General features: G+C 63.3%; 17 protein-coding genes, 1 tRNA gene and 1 pseudogene. 10 read left to right on the top strand and 9 right to left on the bottom strand.

The window, feature by feature from the left end; genetic code table 11:
• Positions 1–83: 83 nt before the first annotated feature.
• On the bottom strand, positions 84–1,517 hold the full coding sequence (locus QCM77_RS41075; RefSeq protein ID WP_511337227.1) for a glycosyltransferase family protein: 1,434 nt from the start codon (positions 1,515–1,517) through the stop codon (positions 84–86).
• 83 nt (positions 1,518–1,600) lie between these two features.
• Complete coding sequence (locus tag QCM77_RS41070) at positions 1,601–3,124, bottom strand: hypothetical protein (RefSeq protein ID WP_280096622.1); 1,524 nt, start codon at positions 3,122–3,124, stop codon at positions 1,601–1,603.
• Positions 3,125–3,371: 247 nt separating this feature from the next.
• Here QCM77_RS41070 and QCM77_RS41065 point away from each other — a divergent pair.
• A pseudogene (locus tag QCM77_RS41065) lies at positions 3,372–3,482 on the top strand (ribbon-helix-helix domain-containing protein); the annotation flags it as partial.
• Between the two features lie 661 nt (positions 3,483–4,143).
• Here QCM77_RS41065 and QCM77_RS41060 read toward each other — a convergent pair.
• Positions 4,144–4,353, bottom strand: coding sequence for an addiction module protein (locus QCM77_RS41060; protein WP_279660110.1), 210 nt, complete (start codon positions 4,351–4,353; stop codon positions 4,144–4,146).
• 218 nt (positions 4,354–4,571) lie between these two features.
• Positions 4,572–4,658 (bottom strand) — tRNA-Leu (locus QCM77_RS41055).
• Positions 4,659–4,807: 149 nt separating this feature from the next.
• Between QCM77_RS41055 and QCM77_RS41050 the strand changes: the two genes are divergently transcribed.
• The gene (locus tag QCM77_RS41050) at positions 4,808–5,773 is read left to right on the top strand and encodes a complex I NDUFA9 subunit family protein (protein WP_280096621.1); all 966 of its coding nucleotides are present in this window, start codon (positions 4,808–4,810) and stop codon (positions 5,771–5,773) included.
• 119 nt (positions 5,774–5,892) lie between these two features.
• On the opposite strand, the gene QCM77_RS41045 is transcribed toward QCM77_RS41050, so the two are convergent.
• On the bottom strand, positions 5,893–6,699 hold the full coding sequence (locus tag QCM77_RS41045; RefSeq protein ID WP_279687704.1) for an undecaprenyl-diphosphate phosphatase: 807 nt from the start codon (positions 6,697–6,699) through the stop codon (positions 5,893–5,895).
• 168 nt (positions 6,700–6,867) lie between these two features.
• Here QCM77_RS41045 and QCM77_RS41040 point away from each other — a divergent pair, with 168 nt between their 5' ends.
• The 3 genes from QCM77_RS41040 to QCM77_RS41030 all read left to right on the top strand — a co-directional run bounded on the left by QCM77_RS41040 (position 6,868) and on the right by QCM77_RS41030 (position 9,667).
• A complete protein-coding gene (locus tag QCM77_RS41040) occupies positions 6,868–7,560 on the top strand; it encodes a glutathione S-transferase family protein (RefSeq protein ID WP_279687706.1) in 693 nt (230 codons plus the stop codon).
• Entirely contained in the window at positions 7,509–8,684 is a 1,176-nt protein-coding gene (gene queG / locus QCM77_RS41035; RefSeq protein ID WP_280096620.1) for a tRNA epoxyqueuosine(34) reductase QueG, read from the top strand. The genes QCM77_RS41040 and queG overlap by 52 nt, the downstream gene beginning before the upstream one ends.
• A 185-nt stretch (positions 8,685–8,869) precedes the next feature.
• Positions 8,870–9,667 (top strand): acyl-CoA thioesterase domain-containing protein, encoded by a 798-nt coding sequence (locus QCM77_RS41030; RefSeq protein WP_280096619.1) that lies wholly within the window; start codon positions 8,870–8,872, stop codon positions 9,665–9,667.
• 10 nt (positions 9,668–9,677) lie between these two features.
• Here the strand turns inward: QCM77_RS41030 and QCM77_RS41025 are convergent, their stop codons facing one another.
• On the bottom strand, positions 9,678–10,142 hold the full coding sequence (locus QCM77_RS41025) for a nuclear transport factor 2 family protein (protein WP_280096618.1): 465 nt from the start codon (positions 10,140–10,142) through the stop codon (positions 9,678–9,680).
• Between the two features lie 137 nt (positions 10,143–10,279).
• Positions 10,280–11,080 (bottom strand): alpha/beta hydrolase, encoded by an 801-nt coding sequence (locus QCM77_RS41020; protein ID WP_280096617.1) that lies wholly within the window; start codon positions 11,078–11,080, stop codon positions 10,280–10,282.
• A gap of 248 nt (positions 11,081–11,328) precedes the next feature.
• Between QCM77_RS41020 and infC the strand changes: the two genes are divergently transcribed.
• Positions 11,329–11,868: a translation initiation factor IF-3 gene (gene infC / locus QCM77_RS41015; RefSeq protein ID WP_085349942.1), complete on the top strand. Its 540-nt coding sequence runs from the start codon at positions 11,329–11,331 to the stop codon at positions 11,866–11,868.
• 207 nt (positions 11,869–12,075) lie between these two features.
• Here infC and QCM77_RS41010 read toward each other — a convergent pair whose 3' ends face one another.
• Positions 12,076–12,480 carry a hypothetical protein gene (locus QCM77_RS41010; RefSeq protein WP_280096616.1) on the bottom strand — a complete coding sequence of 135 codons (405 nt, stop codon included), beginning with the start codon at positions 12,478–12,480 and terminating at the stop codon, positions 12,076–12,078.
• Positions 12,481–12,755: 275 nt separating this feature from the next.
• Here QCM77_RS41010 and rpmI point away from each other — a divergent pair, with 275 nt between their 5' ends.
• Positions 12,756–12,956, top strand: coding sequence for a 50S ribosomal protein L35 (gene rpmI / locus QCM77_RS41005; RefSeq protein WP_279660119.1), 201 nt, complete (start codon positions 12,756–12,758; stop codon positions 12,954–12,956).
• An 80-nt stretch (positions 12,957–13,036) separates the two neighbouring features.
• Complete coding sequence (gene rplT / locus QCM77_RS41000; RefSeq protein WP_007598538.1) at positions 13,037–13,396, top strand: 50S ribosomal protein L20; 360 nt, start codon at positions 13,037–13,039, stop codon at positions 13,394–13,396.
• A gap of 113 nt (positions 13,397–13,509) precedes the next feature.
• On the opposite strand, the gene QCM77_RS40995 is transcribed toward rplT, so the two are convergent.
• Positions 13,510–13,920: a hypothetical protein gene (locus QCM77_RS40995; RefSeq protein ID WP_280096615.1), complete on the bottom strand. Its 411-nt coding sequence runs from the start codon at positions 13,918–13,920 to the stop codon at positions 13,510–13,512.
• Positions 13,921–14,070: 150 nt separating this feature from the next.
• Here QCM77_RS40995 and pheS point away from each other — a divergent pair, with 150 nt between their 5' ends.
• Together pheS and QCM77_RS40985 are read left to right on the top strand one after the other, a co-directional pair.
• Entirely contained in the window at positions 14,071–15,153 is a 1,083-nt protein-coding gene (gene pheS / locus QCM77_RS40990; protein ID WP_279660121.1) for a phenylalanine--tRNA ligase subunit alpha, read from the top strand.
• 221 nt (positions 15,154–15,374) lie between these two features.
• On the top strand, positions 15,375–15,757 hold a 383-nt coding region (locus QCM77_RS40985), incomplete at its 3' end, for an endonuclease domain-containing protein (protein WP_280096614.1).

Here is a 15,757-nt window from a genome sequence, read left to right as displayed (position 1 = left end):
CAGGCTAATACCCGGGACAGATGCTGGCGAGGGCCGGCCGCGATGTATCCGCTGGCAGCCGCCGGCGCAAGCATCAGGCGCCGCTAGTAGTTCAGACGCACGAGCACGTCGTTGATGCCGAAGGGGCTGGCGCCCGCATCGCACGCGCCGCGCCGCACGAAGACGCAGGTCGGCTTCTCATCGCTCATCATGGCGCAACTTCGTCGCGAGAAGTCCGCCGGCAATTCGCTTGCCAGGTTCGCCGGGCCAATGATGCGGTTGAACTCGGCTTGGTGCGTCTTCACCAGAGCCGGAAGTTGTCCCTTGGCCAGGGGGTCGTCCGGATAAAAGGAATAGACCGGCCGGCGGGCCGCGAGCTGCCCACGTCCGGGCACAAAGGGGTCGTGCATCGCGTACAGGGCCAGACCGCAGACTTCAGGATCGGCCTCGAGCTCCGCCGCCAATCGGGCCTCGCCGATGCCGCGCATCCAGTTGTCACGCATGATGAGCGTAGCGCCCGACAGACCGAGCGAGAGCAGCAGCCAGCCGGCACATACGACAGCAAGTGCCCGCGAGCGCCACGCGCTTTGCCGGCGCATCATCTGGACCCAATCGGCGGAGCCAAGTGCGGCAGCGATGATCAGTAGGGCGATCGACAGGAAAATGAAACGGTATTCCTTGTGCACGATCATGCTGTGAAACGCGACGTTCACGACCGCCGCGACGATCAGCAGGGGCGCATGTCGCCAGCCGCGCCAGAGCGCCAGCAGCATCAGCAGCGTCGTGCCCGACCACAGAATTGAAGCCTGGAGGACGTAAGCGGCCGCCGGCGCGACACCGAATTCCGATGCGCGGTCATGCAGGAGGTTCTGCTGGATGTTTTGGACCAGCCACGCAAACGGCGCCGAGCCGTGGACCATGTCGACGGCGCCGGACAGCACCAGGACGACGCATCCGCCCGCGACCAGGGCAATCGCGTTTCGCGGATCCCGCCAGCACGCCGCCGCCGCGAACACCGCGCAAGCCGGCACATATTGGAAGCGCCAGACACAGGCGAGAGCAAGCAGTGCGCCTGCGGTGAAGAGCCGGTTTCGCGCGGGTTCGCCCGTCAGCAGATAAGCCGCCGGCAGGATCACAGCCGTCGCCAGCGGTTCGCTCAGTGTGTGGGGCGCGTAATAGACCAGCTCGAACCAGACCGCGGCGGCAAACGCCGCGACGACGGCATGCGACCTGGAGATGCGTTCGCCGAAATGCCAGGCCGTCACGACGATCGACAGCGAGGCGAGCCCGACCACCAGGCGAGGCACGACGAAGGCGCCCCACCCGCCCGGCGCAAGCCAGTCTCCCAGAGCGACTGGCGCTGCGAACAAGGTCGGCAGAAACCAGCTCCGAATGCCGTCGCGCCACTCCCAGGTGACGACCCCCTGATGGCCAAGCAGGCGCCAGGCCGGCTCCAGATACTGATAGATCTCGTCGTTGTGGATGATGTTCGGCCAGAACGCGAGCGGCAGCCGGACTGCCGCGGCCAGCAGCAGCAATGCGCACAAGGCGCCGTACCGCGCCGCAAAGCTTTCGGCTTTGAGGACAGGTGCGGTGGCGGACAGAGCTGCGGCGCTACTCGTCATCGTGGTTTGGCTTCGCCGGCAAGACCGGATTGCGGCCTGACGTAAACGGTCTCGTAGGCGCCGGTGTATTGCTCGCGCCAGCCGCGCCGCTCCACGAGAAACCGCCGCAGCTGTTCGTGCGCCTTGACCCACAGCACGGCGTCGATCCGGTATTTGTCGAGCACCATGTCCCACGCCGCTTCGTCGACCTCCCAGCTCACCAGCTTGAAATAGTCGCGCAGCAAGTCGTCCGGATAGGCGGTCGCGGCGCGGCCGTCGACGAACGAGGGAACGGTGCCGTGCGTCCCGAAAATCAGATAGCCGCCGACGTTCCAATTGTTCAGGACCCGCGCACCGGCAAAATGCTTTTGCAGATAGCCGGCATCTTCGGTCGACAGCATCGGCGGAAGTGCGAGCGCCGGCGCAACGCGCAAATAGGCCATCGGCAGGGTGCACAGACCGACGATGCCGGCGGCCAGCAACGGTCCGCGCACGTCGAGAGCGGTGAGACGCCCAGGCAGCAGGCGGCTGAGGTGAAGCGCCATCGGCGCGGTCGAGAAAATGAAGAAGAAGGCGATGTACCTGAACTGATACAGCCCCAGAATCAGGAACAGCCAGGACATCAATCTCGGTTCGAGGGGGATTGGCCTGGAGTTCCTGTAGCGAAGCTCGAGCGCGACGAAGGCCAGCATGTACAGGATGCCGGGAATACTTCCGGGCATTTCCATGTTGTGATAGTAGGACAGCCATTCGCCGATATTGCCCTGGACGAAGTGCCCCATCGTCGCAGCAGTACCGGCATAGATATTCCAGCCGAGCGGATTGACGAATGTCGCGGCAAGACACCCGATCCCGGCCAGAGCAAGAACCCTGAGGTCGGCCCAGGCCGCTCTGAGCAAGGCGGCGCCGAAGAAGACGCCAATCACGAAAAAGCCGAGCAGAAAGCCGCCGTGCAGATTGGCCCAGAGCGCCATCAACGCGGGGAGCACGAACCATCGCGTTCGTCGCAGGCATTCACGGTAGAAGACGACGCAGAACAGCATCGTGCATGTATTCGGCGAGACCGCGAGATACATGTTCGGCGAGGCTTCGTAAGCGGGATAGAGCAGGCAGGCAAAGAAGACCGAAACGCAAACCGCGATCGCCGACGCGCCGTAGCCAAGCGAGATCGCAGTCAGAATGCCGACGATCGCCGCGCCACAGGCCACCGTCAGCAGGACGAGGCCGCCAAAGCCTGCGTATTGAAACGTCGCACTGGCAAGCGCGTCCCAGAGCCAGGACAGATTGAACCATGGCTTGTCACCGTGGGTGAACGACCAGGGGTCCTGGAGCGGGATGGCGCTGCGTTCCCGGATGAGATCTCCGGCCGCCAGATGCCAGCCCAGATCGTAGTGACCGAGCAGAAGCGGCGCGTTCAAGACGTAGAACAGGCAAATGAACGAGATCAGGAACAGATAAATTCCCGATCTCAGGAACAACGGACTGATCGCGTTCGCAACCTTGTCGAACGCCGGCTGGTGCCAGACCTGGTGCTGATCCACCGCTTCCCTCACGACAAAGCGAGCCCGATGGCTCTGCGTGCCCGCCGATCACCGGTTGCGAGCCTGGCCGCTGACTTAGGGCCAAGTTGTCTAAAGTGGAGTAAATTCGGATGGTGCAATCGAAGGGGGTTTGGCCGGATGGAATTCGGCACGGCCGCCGGCTTCAGAGGCCTCCAAGTGACTGTTTATGCTTGAAAATCCTAGCATCCAATAATAGTTATTGGTGGTAGGAACGGGACAATTTGGCATGGCTGTGAGCGCTGATCTGGGAGAGACACTCGAGAGCGTGGTGAACGAGCTCGTGGCGTCCGGCCGATACCATTCCAAGAGCGAGGTCCTGCGCGAGGCCGCATCGATGGCACCACCGTGAAACACCCCAATCCAAGGAAGCATCGATTGATTCGGCGGGCGCAGTGGAATCCCGATCGCGCGGGCATCGTGTGGATGCTGGCGTCAGCAATTATTGCTGTCACCATTTTTGCGGCGGTTGTAATTTACTACCCTTTCTTACCACAGCGGAACGCTGGTGCGGGCTTTGGACGCGACTGGGATTGCACCCCGCACCCTAGCGGCGAACCCACCTGCATCAAGAAGATTGGCCGATGAAAGCGGCCCAACTGCTGAGGTTTCGATGAGCCTTAAGCGCGCCATCATTCGGGAACTCCCGGCTCAATCGACTCATCCCAAAGCAGCGACTCCGCTGTGGCCAAATTCTTGAATGCTTTGGTGATGCTACGAGCGCTGCTTCCAAACCAAGGGATCACGACTCGTGTGAAACACCGCAATGACATAGACCGCATCGTGCGTTTCACGAAACACGAGGATGTAAGGAAGCGGCGTTGCGGCGTGTGTTCTTGAGAGCCGGCGGAAACTGCTTCGGATTCTCCGCGAGCCGCATCAGCGCTGTGCGCAAGGCTTCTCGAAATTGCGGCACGACATGCGGAGCGTGGGTGTCGTACCCAAAGGACGGCCTCGGCGAGGTCCGCCCTCGCCGCAGGCGTAAAAAGAATCTTGGCCACTTATCGGGACCGGCGGTCAAGCTCGGTGTCGATATCCTCCCAGGGGATCGCTTCGCGACGGTCCGTGTCAAAAGTCGCGAGCCGACGATCGAGTTCGGCCACCTGCGCCGGGGTCAACGTCACCTCGGCAGCGGAGAGGCTGTCCCAAAGCTCGCCGATGAGGTCGAGCCGTTCCTTGGGCGTCAAGCGACTGATGTCGAGTGTTGCCATAGTCCCGAATCCTTTGGCCCTTTCACGAACGAAATCACAATCCGCACGGAACCGTCGAGACCAATATCGTTATCGCCGCGATGAACGGAAAGAGCTGGCTCCGATGATCCTGGGCCGATTTCGCAACATTATTGCAGACCAAGCCCCGCCACCACCCACGACGAGCGAGCACCTGCCAACCTTCGGACTGCACCTTGAGGGGCATCCAAAGAAAAAAATGGTGCCCAGGAAAGGACTCGAACCTTCACGGCCGTTAAGCCACTGGCACCTGAAGCCAGCGCGTCTACCAATTCCACCACCTGGGCATGCCGGTTGGGCACGGAGGCGGTTACTACGGTTCGGTGACGCGGTTGTCAATTCATGCTTGAACCCTGCTTCGGGATGCGGATTGCGCATCGCAAACCGGCTCGATACAAGCCTGACAACACGCACCTCACCCCCAGGAATGGCTCCCATGGCATCGAATCTGGAAACTCTCGTCACGGTTTTCGGCGGATCGGGGTTTTTGGGCCGGAATGTCGTCCGCGCGCTGTGCCGGCGCGACTACCGGATCCGGGTCGCGGTGCGGCGGCCGGAGCTGGCCGGGTACCTCCAGCCATCCGGCAAGGTCGGGCAGGTCCACACCGTGCAGGCGAATCTGCGCTATCCGGCCTCGGTCGAGGCGGCGCTGCGTGATTCGCATGTCGTGATCAATCTGGTCGGCATCCTCACCGAGGGCGGCGCGCAGAGTTTTGACGCCGTCCTGGCCAAGGGCGCCGAGACGGTCGCCAAGGCGGCGGCCGCCGCCGGTGCGCGCCTGGTGCATGTCTCGGCGATCGGCGCCGACGCGGAATCGCCCTCGCGCTATGCCAAGGCCAAGGCGGCCGGCGAAGCCGCGGTCCTGGCCGCGGTGCCGTCGGCGACGATCTTCCGCCCCTCCGTGATGTTCGGCCCCGAGGACCAGTTCACCAACCGCTTCGCGGCGCTGGCCCGGATGTCGCCGGTGCTGCCGCTGATCGGCGGGAGTACCCGGATGCAGCCGGTCTATGTCGGCGACGTCGCCACCGCGATCGCGGATGCCGTCGACGGCAAGGCCAAGGCGGGCGCCACCTACGAGCTCGGCGGGCCGGAGGTGCTGACCATGCGCGAGATCATCGAGGCCATTATCGAGATCGCCGATCGCAAGCCGATGCTGGTGCCGCTGTCGTTCGGGCTGGCCCGCTTCAAGGCCAACTTCCTGCAATTCGCGCCCGGCGCGCTGAAGCTGACGCCGGACCAGGTCACGCTGCTCGCGCGCGACAATGTCGTGTCGGATGCGGCGAAGGCCGCCGGCCTGACGCTGGAAGGCCTCGGCATCGCCGCCGACTCGCTTGAAGCGATCGCCCCGCAATATCTCTGGCGTTTCCGCGCCGCCGGGCAGTTCCAGCGCAAGAGCGCGTAGGTCTTTTTTCACCTCTCCCCGTAAGAACGGAGCGAGGGAGTGCACCGCAGCCGCGGCCGCAGTGCGCATCCCACAATCGCCAGAATTTCCGCTTCTTAGCGCGTCGACGTCTCCGGAAGTTACCGCCCCAGTGCCAGCGCGATCAGGCCGAGCGTGCCGACGATGACGCGCCACCAGGCGAACACCACGAAGCCGTGACGGGTGACGTATCCGAGGAACGCCTTCACCACGATGATCGCGGTGATGAACGACACCACGAAGCCGATCGCGACGATGCCCATGTGGTCCATCGTCATCTCGGAGCGGTTCTTGTAGAAATCGTAGGCGAACGCGCCGATCATGGTGGGAATGGCGAGGAAGAACGAGAACTCCGCCGCCGCGCGCTTGTCGGCCCCCAGGAACATTGCGGCGACGATGCTGGCGCCGGAACGCGACACGCCCGGGATCATCGCGACGCACTGCGCGATGCCGATATAGAGATACATCAGCAGCGGAAACCGGGTGGCGTCATGCTCGCGCGCCTTGAGATCGAGCTTGTCGACCCAGAGCAGAATGGCGCCGCCGACGATCAGCGAGAAGCACACCACCCACGGATTGAACAGCATGCTCTTGATGTATTTGCCGGCGACGAGACCCACGATGACAGCAGGCAGGAACGCCACCAGCACGCCGATCACGAAGCGGCGTGCATAGGCGTCGCCCGTGAACATGCCGATCGCGACGTCCCACAATTTCTTGAAGTACAACACGACGATCGCGAGGATCGCGCCGAGCTGGATCAGAACCGTAAACGAATCCCAGAACGCGCCCTCGCCGAGATGGAAGAAGCGCTCCGCAAGCAGCAAATGGCCGGTCGAGGACACGGGAAGGAACTCGGTCACACCCTCGATGATGCCGAGGATCACTGCCCGTATTGCATCTGACATATTTAGGTCCATTTCCGCTGAAAAAGCGGGGCTCTTCTCGCCCATCCGCTGCTTTGCTGCAATCGCAAAATGCGGCGTCGCGCCCTTGCTTCGCGGTTTTGAAAGACTAGTGTGGCGCCGCACAAACATTGATGGATTCTTAAGCACCATCAAATAGTCAAAGGCTTCATGTTTACGTTGTTTCATCATCCGTTCTGTCCGCAGTCGCGGTTCATCCGCCTGATCGCGGGGGAATACGGGCTTGAGCTGAAGCTGGTCGAAGAGCGCAGCTGGGAGCGACGCGAAGCATTTCTGCTGCTCAACGCGGCGGGCACGACGCCCGTCCTGGTGGACGACGAGCAGCCGCCGATACCGGGCGCGGCGATCATCGCCGAATATCTCGACGAGTCCTATGGCCACGACATGGGCCCCAAGCGCCTGATGCCGGAGACGATCGGCGAGCGCGTCGAGGTGCGCCGGCTGATGGCCTGGTTCAACGAAAAGTTCTTCGAGGAAGTCTCCCACCCCCTCGTCACCGAGCGTATCTACAAGCGCTTCATGAGCGAGGAGAATGGCGGCGGCCCGCCCTCGGCCGACGTGATGCGTGCCGCCAAGGCCAACGTGCGCTATCATCTGGCCTATATCGGCTGGCTGGCGCAGACTCGTAATTTCCTCGCCGGCGACCGGCTGACCTACGCGGACCTCGCCGCCGCGGCGCACCTCTCGGCGATCGACTATCTGGGCGACGTGCCATGGAGCGAGGACGACGCAGCAAAGGCGTGGTACGCGCGGGTGAAATCCCGCCCGTCGTTCCGTCCGCTCTTGAGCGAATGGCTGGCGGGCGTGCCGGCGTCGCGGACCTACGTGGACCTCGACTTCTGAACTCCGATCCGACCGAACTGAAGACGGCGCTTGCAAACGAGGCACGCGCGCTCGGCTTCGACTGCATCGGCATCACCAAGCCCGGCACGATCGAAAGCGCCGGAAAACATTTCCTCGAATTCATCGCATCCGGCGGCCATGGCGATATGGACTGGCTCGCCGCGCAGCCGGAGCGCCGGGTCGATCCGCGCGGACTGTGGCAGGACGTGCGCAGCGTCATCATGCTCGGCGTCAATTACGGCCCCGATCAGGATCCGCTTGCGATCCTCGAACAGCGCACGCGCGCGGCGATCTCGGTCTACGCGCAGGGCGACGACTATCATGACCTCATCAAGAAACGCCTGAAGGCGCTGGCGCGATGGCTGGTTGCGACCGCACCGTCCGAAGTGAAAGTGTTCGTCGACACCGCGGCCGTGATGGAGAAGCCCCTGGCGCAAGCCGCGCATCTGGGCTGGCAGGGCAAGCACACCAATCTGGTCTCGCGCGAATTCGGCTCCTGGCTGTTTCTCGGCGCGATCTACACCACGCTGGAGCTGCCGCGCGACGGCGCCGAGATCGATCATTGCGGCTCGTGCCGGGCGTGTCTCGACATCTGCCCGACCGCGGCCTTCCCCGCGCCCTACAAGCTCGATGCGCGGCGCTGCATCTCGTACCTCACCATCGAGAACAAGGGACCGATCCCGCGCGAGTTTCGCAAGGCGATCGGCAACCGCATCTATGGCTGCGACGATTGCCTCGCCGCATGTCCCTGGAACAAGTTCGCGCAGGAAGGTCGCGAGGCCAAGCTCGCAGCGCGTGACGCATTGCGCGCGCCAGGTCTCGCCGAGCTCGCACGGCTCGACGACGCTTCGTTTCGCGCGCTGTTCACGAAATCGCCGGTCAAGCGCATCGGTCGCGATCGCTTTTTGCGCAACGTGCTGATCGCGATCGGCAACTCCGGCGATGCGGCACTGGCGGACGAGGCGCGGCGATTGCTGGAGGATGAGAGCGCCCTGGTGCGAGGCGCGGCAGTGTGGGCGCTGGGGCAGTTGCTGCCGGATGACGAATTCGCGGCGATCAAGACGGATGCGATCGCCAACGAGCGCGACGAAAGCGTGCGCGAGGAGTGGGAGCTCGCTTCCTAGCACGCCGCTGTCATGCCCCGCGAAGGCGGGGCATCCAGTACGCCGCAGCCTATCGATTCAATCACTCCCGTCTCTGGAATACTGGATCGCCCGCCTTCGCGGACGATGACACCGTTGTTGTGGCTACGGTGCGCGCGCTCCCACCACACTTGATTTCCCCGCGGCTTCCTTCAATCTCGCGCGTCATGACAAACATGCCTTTCTTCACCCGCGACGGCGACACATTCCATCCGACGGAAGTCGCCAACGGTCCGTGGGACCCGAAATCGCTGCACGGACGCGTCATCATCGGCCTGCTCGGCTTCGCCATCGAGGAGCGGCATTCCGGCCCTGAATTGGTACCGGCGCGGCTGACCGTCGACATGTTTCGGCTGCCGACCATCGACAAGCCGATCGAGATGACGACACGGCTGGTGCGCGATGGCTTACGCATCCGCATCGTGGAAGCGGAGTTCTTCTCCGGCGGCGTCTGCATGGCGCGCGCCTCGTGCCAGCTGTTGCGGCGAACGCAGAATCCGGAAGGCAATGTCTGGTCGCCCCCGAACTGGGACGTGCCGAAGCCCGCCGACATTCCCAAGCCGACCGATCCCAGGCTCGGCATGAACGGCAAATGGACGACACGGCCGATCGTCGGCCACATGGGCTCGCTCGGGCCACGAAAACTCTGGATGAGCGAGGTGCGTGAGCTGGTCGCGGGCGTGCCGATGACGCCGTTCGTCCATGTCGCCACCGGCGCGGATTTCGCCAGCCCATTCGCGAACGCCGGCGACAAGGGGCTCGCCTACATCAACAGCGACGTCACGATCTATCTGCACCGCCTGCCGGTGACGAACTGGATCGGCTTCGACGTGGTGAATCACCAGGCCACCGACGGCGTGGCGATCGGCGAATGCTGGCTCTACGACGAAGCGGGCCCGATCGGCACCGCCACGGTCGCGGCGCTGGCGCAGCGCAAGCCGATGGCGAAGCCATCGCCGCCGTAGGTGTCCGCAGTCAGGACAAATGCCGCTTCATCTCCGGCCGCGCCTTGAGCTCCGCGCCCTGCTTGGCGACGATATTCGCGATCCTGTCAGGCGCGAACTTCAAATCGACAAACGCCGGCGCGGTATTCGCGACCTCGTGATAGCTGACGATCTTGCCGTCGCGAAGTGTCATGATCGCCACGCCCTCGAACATCGCCCGCGCGCCGTTCGCCTCCGGCAAGGTCGAGCGATAGCTGAACGTGTAGCGCGCATAGAGCGTGGTGCCGTTCGACACCGGGTCGTGCATGTCCCAGCGGAAATCGGTCGCCGTCCGATAGAACCAGTCGTCGATCATCGCGGCGATCTTCTCGCGGCCGGCGAAAGCGCCGTAGAAGACGTCGTGATAGACGCCGTCCTCGGTGAAGAGGTCGGCAAAGGTTTTCCCGTTGCGTTGTTCGACGGCGTCGCAGAAGGCGCGCAGCATGCCGGTGGTCATCGGCGTTTCTCCCACTCTCTTCGTCATGCCCCGCGAAGGCGGGGCATCCAGTACGCCGCAACTTCTCGGTTCAATCACTACAGTCTCTGGATACTGGATCGTCCGCCTTCGCGGACGATGACACTGAGCACTACACTTCACCCGATCTCGGCCACGGCCGCAAGAATGCGGGCGATGTCCTGCGGGCGGGAGAGGCGGTGATCGCCGTCCTGGATCATGGTCAGCACGACGTCGTCGGCCGGCAGGCGATGTGTCAGCGCGAACGCGTGCTGCCAGGGCACGTCAGAATCCTGCGCGCCTTGCAGGATGCGGACGGGACAGCCGAGATCGATGGCGCTGCCGAGCACGAGATGGTTGCGTCCCTCCTCGATCAGATTCCGCGTGATCGGATAGGGCGAGCCGTCACCATAGTCCGACGGTCTCAGCCAGACGCCCTTGGTCTCGATCTCTTTCTTCACCGCTGCCGAAAAATTCTTCCACATCAGCTCCTCGGTGAAGTCGGGCGCCGGCGCGATCAGCACCAGGCCCGCCAGCGACGCCTTGCCAGAGCGCTTTTTGATCTCGCGCGCGAGCAGCAGCGCCATCCAGCCGCCCATGGACGAGCCGATCAGGACTTGCGGGCCGTCGCAGAACCGTTCGAACACCGCGACGCTTTCCTCCAGCCAGCGCCCGATAGTTCCGTCGACGAAATCGCCGCCGGATTCGCCGTGGCCGGAATAATCGAACCGGACCACGGCGCGGCCGTGATCCCGGGCCCAGTCGTCCAGCGCCACGGCCTTGCTGCCCTGCATGTCCGATTTGAACCCGCCGAGCCAGACCAGTCCCGGTCCTTGCCCAGCTCCCTGCCCGCGTCGGCTGCGCACCGCGATCCGGCGTGCGAATGGACCCTCGCCCACAGCGATGAAGTCGAGCACGGCATCGGGAATTGCAGGGGTCATGGAACGTTTACTCTGGCTGTGCGGTTTCGGCTGTCCGGACGCGTTTCCGCAGCGCAGCCGGACGTCGGCATTTGCCCTTTGGGACGCTTGCGGAACAGAAGCAAGGTGTCTATGTCGGTCAGCGTGCCCCGGCGTGACCAGAATGCCTCGCATTTGAGGCTTTTTCGCCTCGCACGAGCGAATTGCTTGCCGGCAGGCGTATCTTCCTGCAAAATAGCCGCCTCTTTCACAACTTTGGAGAACCACCCATTCGCCGTCCCAATAAAGCCCCGCCCACTGCCGCCAAAGACGGGCCGCGCATCAATGATGATATTCGCAATGCGCAGATCCAGCTGATCGATCAGACCGGTGATAACAAGGGCACGATCGAGACCGTCGCGGCTATCCGCCTGGCCCAGGAGGCCGGCATGGATCTGGTCGAGATCTCGCCGAACGTCAGCCCTCCCGTCTGCAAGATCATGGACTACGGGAAGTATAAGTATTCCGCGCAGAAAAAAGCTGCCGAAGCCCGCAAGCGGCAGAAGATCGTCGAGATCAAGGAGATCAAGCTCCGCCCGATGATCGACGACCACGATTACGAAGTGAAGATGCGCGCGATGCAGCGGTTCTTCGAAGAGGGCGACAAGGTCAAGATCACCCTGCGCTATCGCGGCCGCGAAATGGCGCACCAGGAGATCGGCACCAAGCTGCTCGACAAGATCAAGACCGACGTCGCCGAGCTCGCCAAGGTGGAGCAGGACGCGCGGTTCGAGGGTCGTCAGGTCGTCATGGTGCTGGCGCCGCGCTGACGCCCGTTCTTCAGACGAGAGAATTCAACGGCCCGTCCGGGTTTCCGGCGGGCCGTTTTGTTTTTCACCTCTCCCGCTTGCGCTTGTGGGAGAGGTCGACGCGCCCGGGCGATGCGAAGCATCTTCCCGAGCGCGGCGGGTGAGGGCTCCCCGACCCTCCCCCGCAAGCTTGCGGGAGAGGGAGCGCACCGTCCTATTGGGCGATAGTTACGTCCTTGTTGCGTGCCAGGTGCCGCTGCAGCGGTCGCCCGAGATGATGCCGTTCCAGTAGCCGGCACCGGCCATGCCGGCGAGCCGGCCGCCGCCGCTGGCATGGGACGCCCCGACCGAGACCCGGACCGCAACGGCGCCGCCGCGATTGACCTTGCCGGCGACCCGGCCACCGCCGGCGGACGACACCCGACTGCCGGCGACGGTGAAGGGAACGCTGTAGCCCGAGCTGCAATTGCCGCGGGTGGTGGCGAAGGTGACGTTCCAGACGCCGTCATAGCGGCCGATGCGAGCATCCGCGGTCGACGGAAACGCAGCCACGGCGAGCACGGCCAACAGCGCCCAACGGCGCGGACGAGCGAAATCAGTCAAAAACGAAAACGTTTGGGAAGAATGGGCCATTTTGATCCTGCTCCGGGCGACACGGCTTGGACATTTGGGGGCGCAACTCCGAATAGTCGAGAGACCGGTTCCACCGGTTCATCGTTGCCAATCGGCTTGTCCTCTGGCATAAGCCCAGCCTTCATCGCCCGGCTGATTAAGGGCTGCCGTGGCGGTGTTTCGTGCGGGTTTCGCGCTTGTTCGCAAAAACCTGAGCACAATCAACGCTCTAATAGAGCATTTTTGACGGCCAGCCGCCTTCGCGGGCGGATCTCTGTGGCCATTAGGAGAGCAAAATGCCCAAGCTGAAGACCAAATCGGGCGCTAAAAAGCGCTTCAAGGTGACTGCCACCGGCAAAGTGATGCACGCCCATCGCGGCAAGCGTCACGGCATGATCAAGCGGACGAAGAAGCAGATCCGTCAGCTTCGCGGCACCAGCGTGCTGTTCAAGACCGACGGCGACAACGTCAAGAAGTACTTCTTGCCGAACGCCTGATCGCGTCAACGATCATTGCCACCAGCGCCGCAGCTTTCGCGGCGATCCGAACATCAAGTCATCTCTGAAGGATTTTTGTCATGGCTCGCGTCAAACGCGGTGTGACCGCCCACGCCAAGCACAAGAAAGTCTACAAGGCCGCCAAGGGTTTCCGCGGCCGCCGCAAGAACACGATCCGCACCGCCAAGCCGGCGGTCGAGAAGGCTCTGGTGTATGCCTTCCGTGATCGCAAGCGCAAGAAGCGCACGTTCCGCGCGCTCTGGATCCAGCGCATCAACGCTGCTGTGCGTCCGTTCGGCCTGACCTACAGCCGGTTTATCGACGGCATGGCCAAGTCCGGGATCACCGTGGACCGCAAGGTGCTGTCGGATCTCGCGATCAACGAGCCCGCGTCGTTCCAGGCGATCGCCGAGAAGGCCAAAGCCGCTCTGGCGGCCTGACACGCCAGCGCTAGAGCATTATCGGTTCTGATTGAATCAGAACCGAAGCTCTAGATTCTTGTTTTGACGCGTTTTCTTCACGCGAACCGGTATCCACTTCGCTCGAAAACGCTCTAGCGGCCGGCTCCGCCGGCCTTCAGCGCGCGTTGCGAGTAGCGCTGGGCGATCTCCGCCCGGCAGAATGCCGTGAACGACAGATACATGGTGCCGGATTTATTCCGGTACTTTCGGTCGCAGACGCGCATCTCGCGTTGGTAAGCCCGTTTCCGCGCAATGTTGAGGGCGGGCATGAAGTCCGCTTCGCATTTCTTTTCGACGGCGGCACCGAGCTGGACATCGCCGCTCGCGGTCAATTGGCAATCCTGAAACACCTTCATCGCGCTTTCGCAGCCCGTCTGCGCACCGATGGTGTCGACGACCTCGTCCAGCGTCATGGATTTCTCCATGCAGACCATGGCGCGCGCCGGGGTGCTGGCGACAGAGAGAACGACGGCCAGAACAGCCAGACAGGATCTTGCGAGCATCGCGAACGCCTCCTCGTATCCCCCTTGGTGCCAGGCCCCCGCGCGAGGTTCAACCCAGCCGTTCCAAGCCCGAGATGACCGGCTTTTCGCTTGACGTTACGGCCTTCGGGCGGCGACAACCCAGCCGAATTTGACAGCAGGGATTTGACCGTGTCCGACCTCGCAACGCTCGAAACATCCATCCTCGACCAGGTCGCCGCCGCCGGCGATGAGGCCGCCCTCGAAGCGGTGCGCGTCGCAGCCCTCGGCAAGAAGGGTTCGATCTCGGCGCTTCTTGCCACGCTCGGAAAAATGTCACCGGACGAGCGCAAGACGCAAGGCGCTGCGATCAACCAGGCCAAGGACAAGGTCACCGAGGCACTCGCCGCGCGGCGCGACGTTTTGAAATCGGCGGCGCTCGACGCGCGGCTTGCGTCGGAAACCATCGACGTCACCCTGCCGCTGCGCGACGCGCCGACTGAAGCCGGCCGCATCCATCCGCTGAGCCAGGTCTGGGACGAGCTGACCACGATCTTCGCCGACATGGGATTCTCGGTCGCCGAAGGCCCTGACATCGAGACCGACGACTACAACTTCACCAAGCTGAATTTTCCGGAAGGCCATCCCGCGCGCGAGATGCACGACACCTTCTTCTTCCATCCGAAGGAGGACGGCTCCCGCATGCTGTTGCGCACCCACACCTCGCCGGTGCAGGTGCGCACCATGCTGAGTGAGAAGCCGCCGATCCGCGTGATCTGCCCGGGCCGCACCTATCGCATCGATTCGGATGCGACCCACACGCCGCAATTCCACCAGGTCGAAGGCCTCGTCATCGACAAGCACTCCCATCTCGGCCACCTCAAATGGATTCTGCACGAGTTCTGCAAGGCGTTCTTCGAGGTCGACCACATCAACATGCGCTTCCGGCCCTCGTTCTTCCCGTTCACCGAGCCGTCGCTGGAAGTCGACATCCAGTGCCGCCGCGACAAGGGCGAGATTCGCTTCGGCGAGGGCGAGGACTGGCTGGAGATTCTCGGTTGCGGCATGGTGCATCCGAACGTGCTGCGCGCCTGCGGCATCGATCCCGACGAGTACCAGGGATTTGCCTGGGGCATGGGTATCGACCGCATCGCCATGCTGAAATACGGCATCGCCGATCTGCGCCAGCTGTTCGACAGCGACGTCCGCTGGCTGTCCCATTACGGCTTCAAGCCGCTGGAAGTGCCCACGCTCGCGGGAGGGCTGAGCTCGTGATCGCAGTGATCGGATCTGCGTCAACGAAAACTCTCTCCGTTCCCTCCCCGGAGAGAACCCTCTCCCTGCCCCTCCCCCGCAAGCGGGGGAGGGAATGGATAGAGCGTGAACGCGGCGTGTATCACATGGATACGTATGCTCGGTCCGCTCGACAGGTCAGACTCCCTCCCCCGCCTGCGGGGGAGGGTTGGGGTGAGGGTTTCTCCGCAATGGGGCTGCCGATGGTCGATCCCAAGCATCCGGACTGGAAAGTATCGGCCCGCCTACGAGCCAATGCGCGTGCGCTCAGACGCAATTCGACTGATGCAGAACGTATCCTATGGTCGGAGCTGCGCGGCGGCCGGCTGAACGGTGCGAGCTTTCGTCGCCAAGTGCCGATCGAGCACTATGTCGCCGACTTCATCTGCCATGCGGCCAAGCTCGTCATCGAACTCGATGGCGGCCAGCACTTCTCGGATCAAGGTGAGCGCGCCGACGCACGGCGGTCTGCCGTGATCGAAGCGGGAGGGCTCAAGGTCCTCCGTTTCAACAACCTCGACGTCATGACCAATCGTGCTGGCGTTCTCGAAACAATTGCCACCGCCGTTGCGGAGAGAGCCCCCAC

The sequence above is a fragment of the Bradyrhizobium nivariense genome (assembly GCF_029846695.2).
Lineage (GTDB): Bacteria > Pseudomonadota > Alphaproteobacteria > Rhizobiales > Xanthobacteraceae > Bradyrhizobium.
This window is presented reverse-complemented; position numbering and strand designations above follow the sequence as displayed.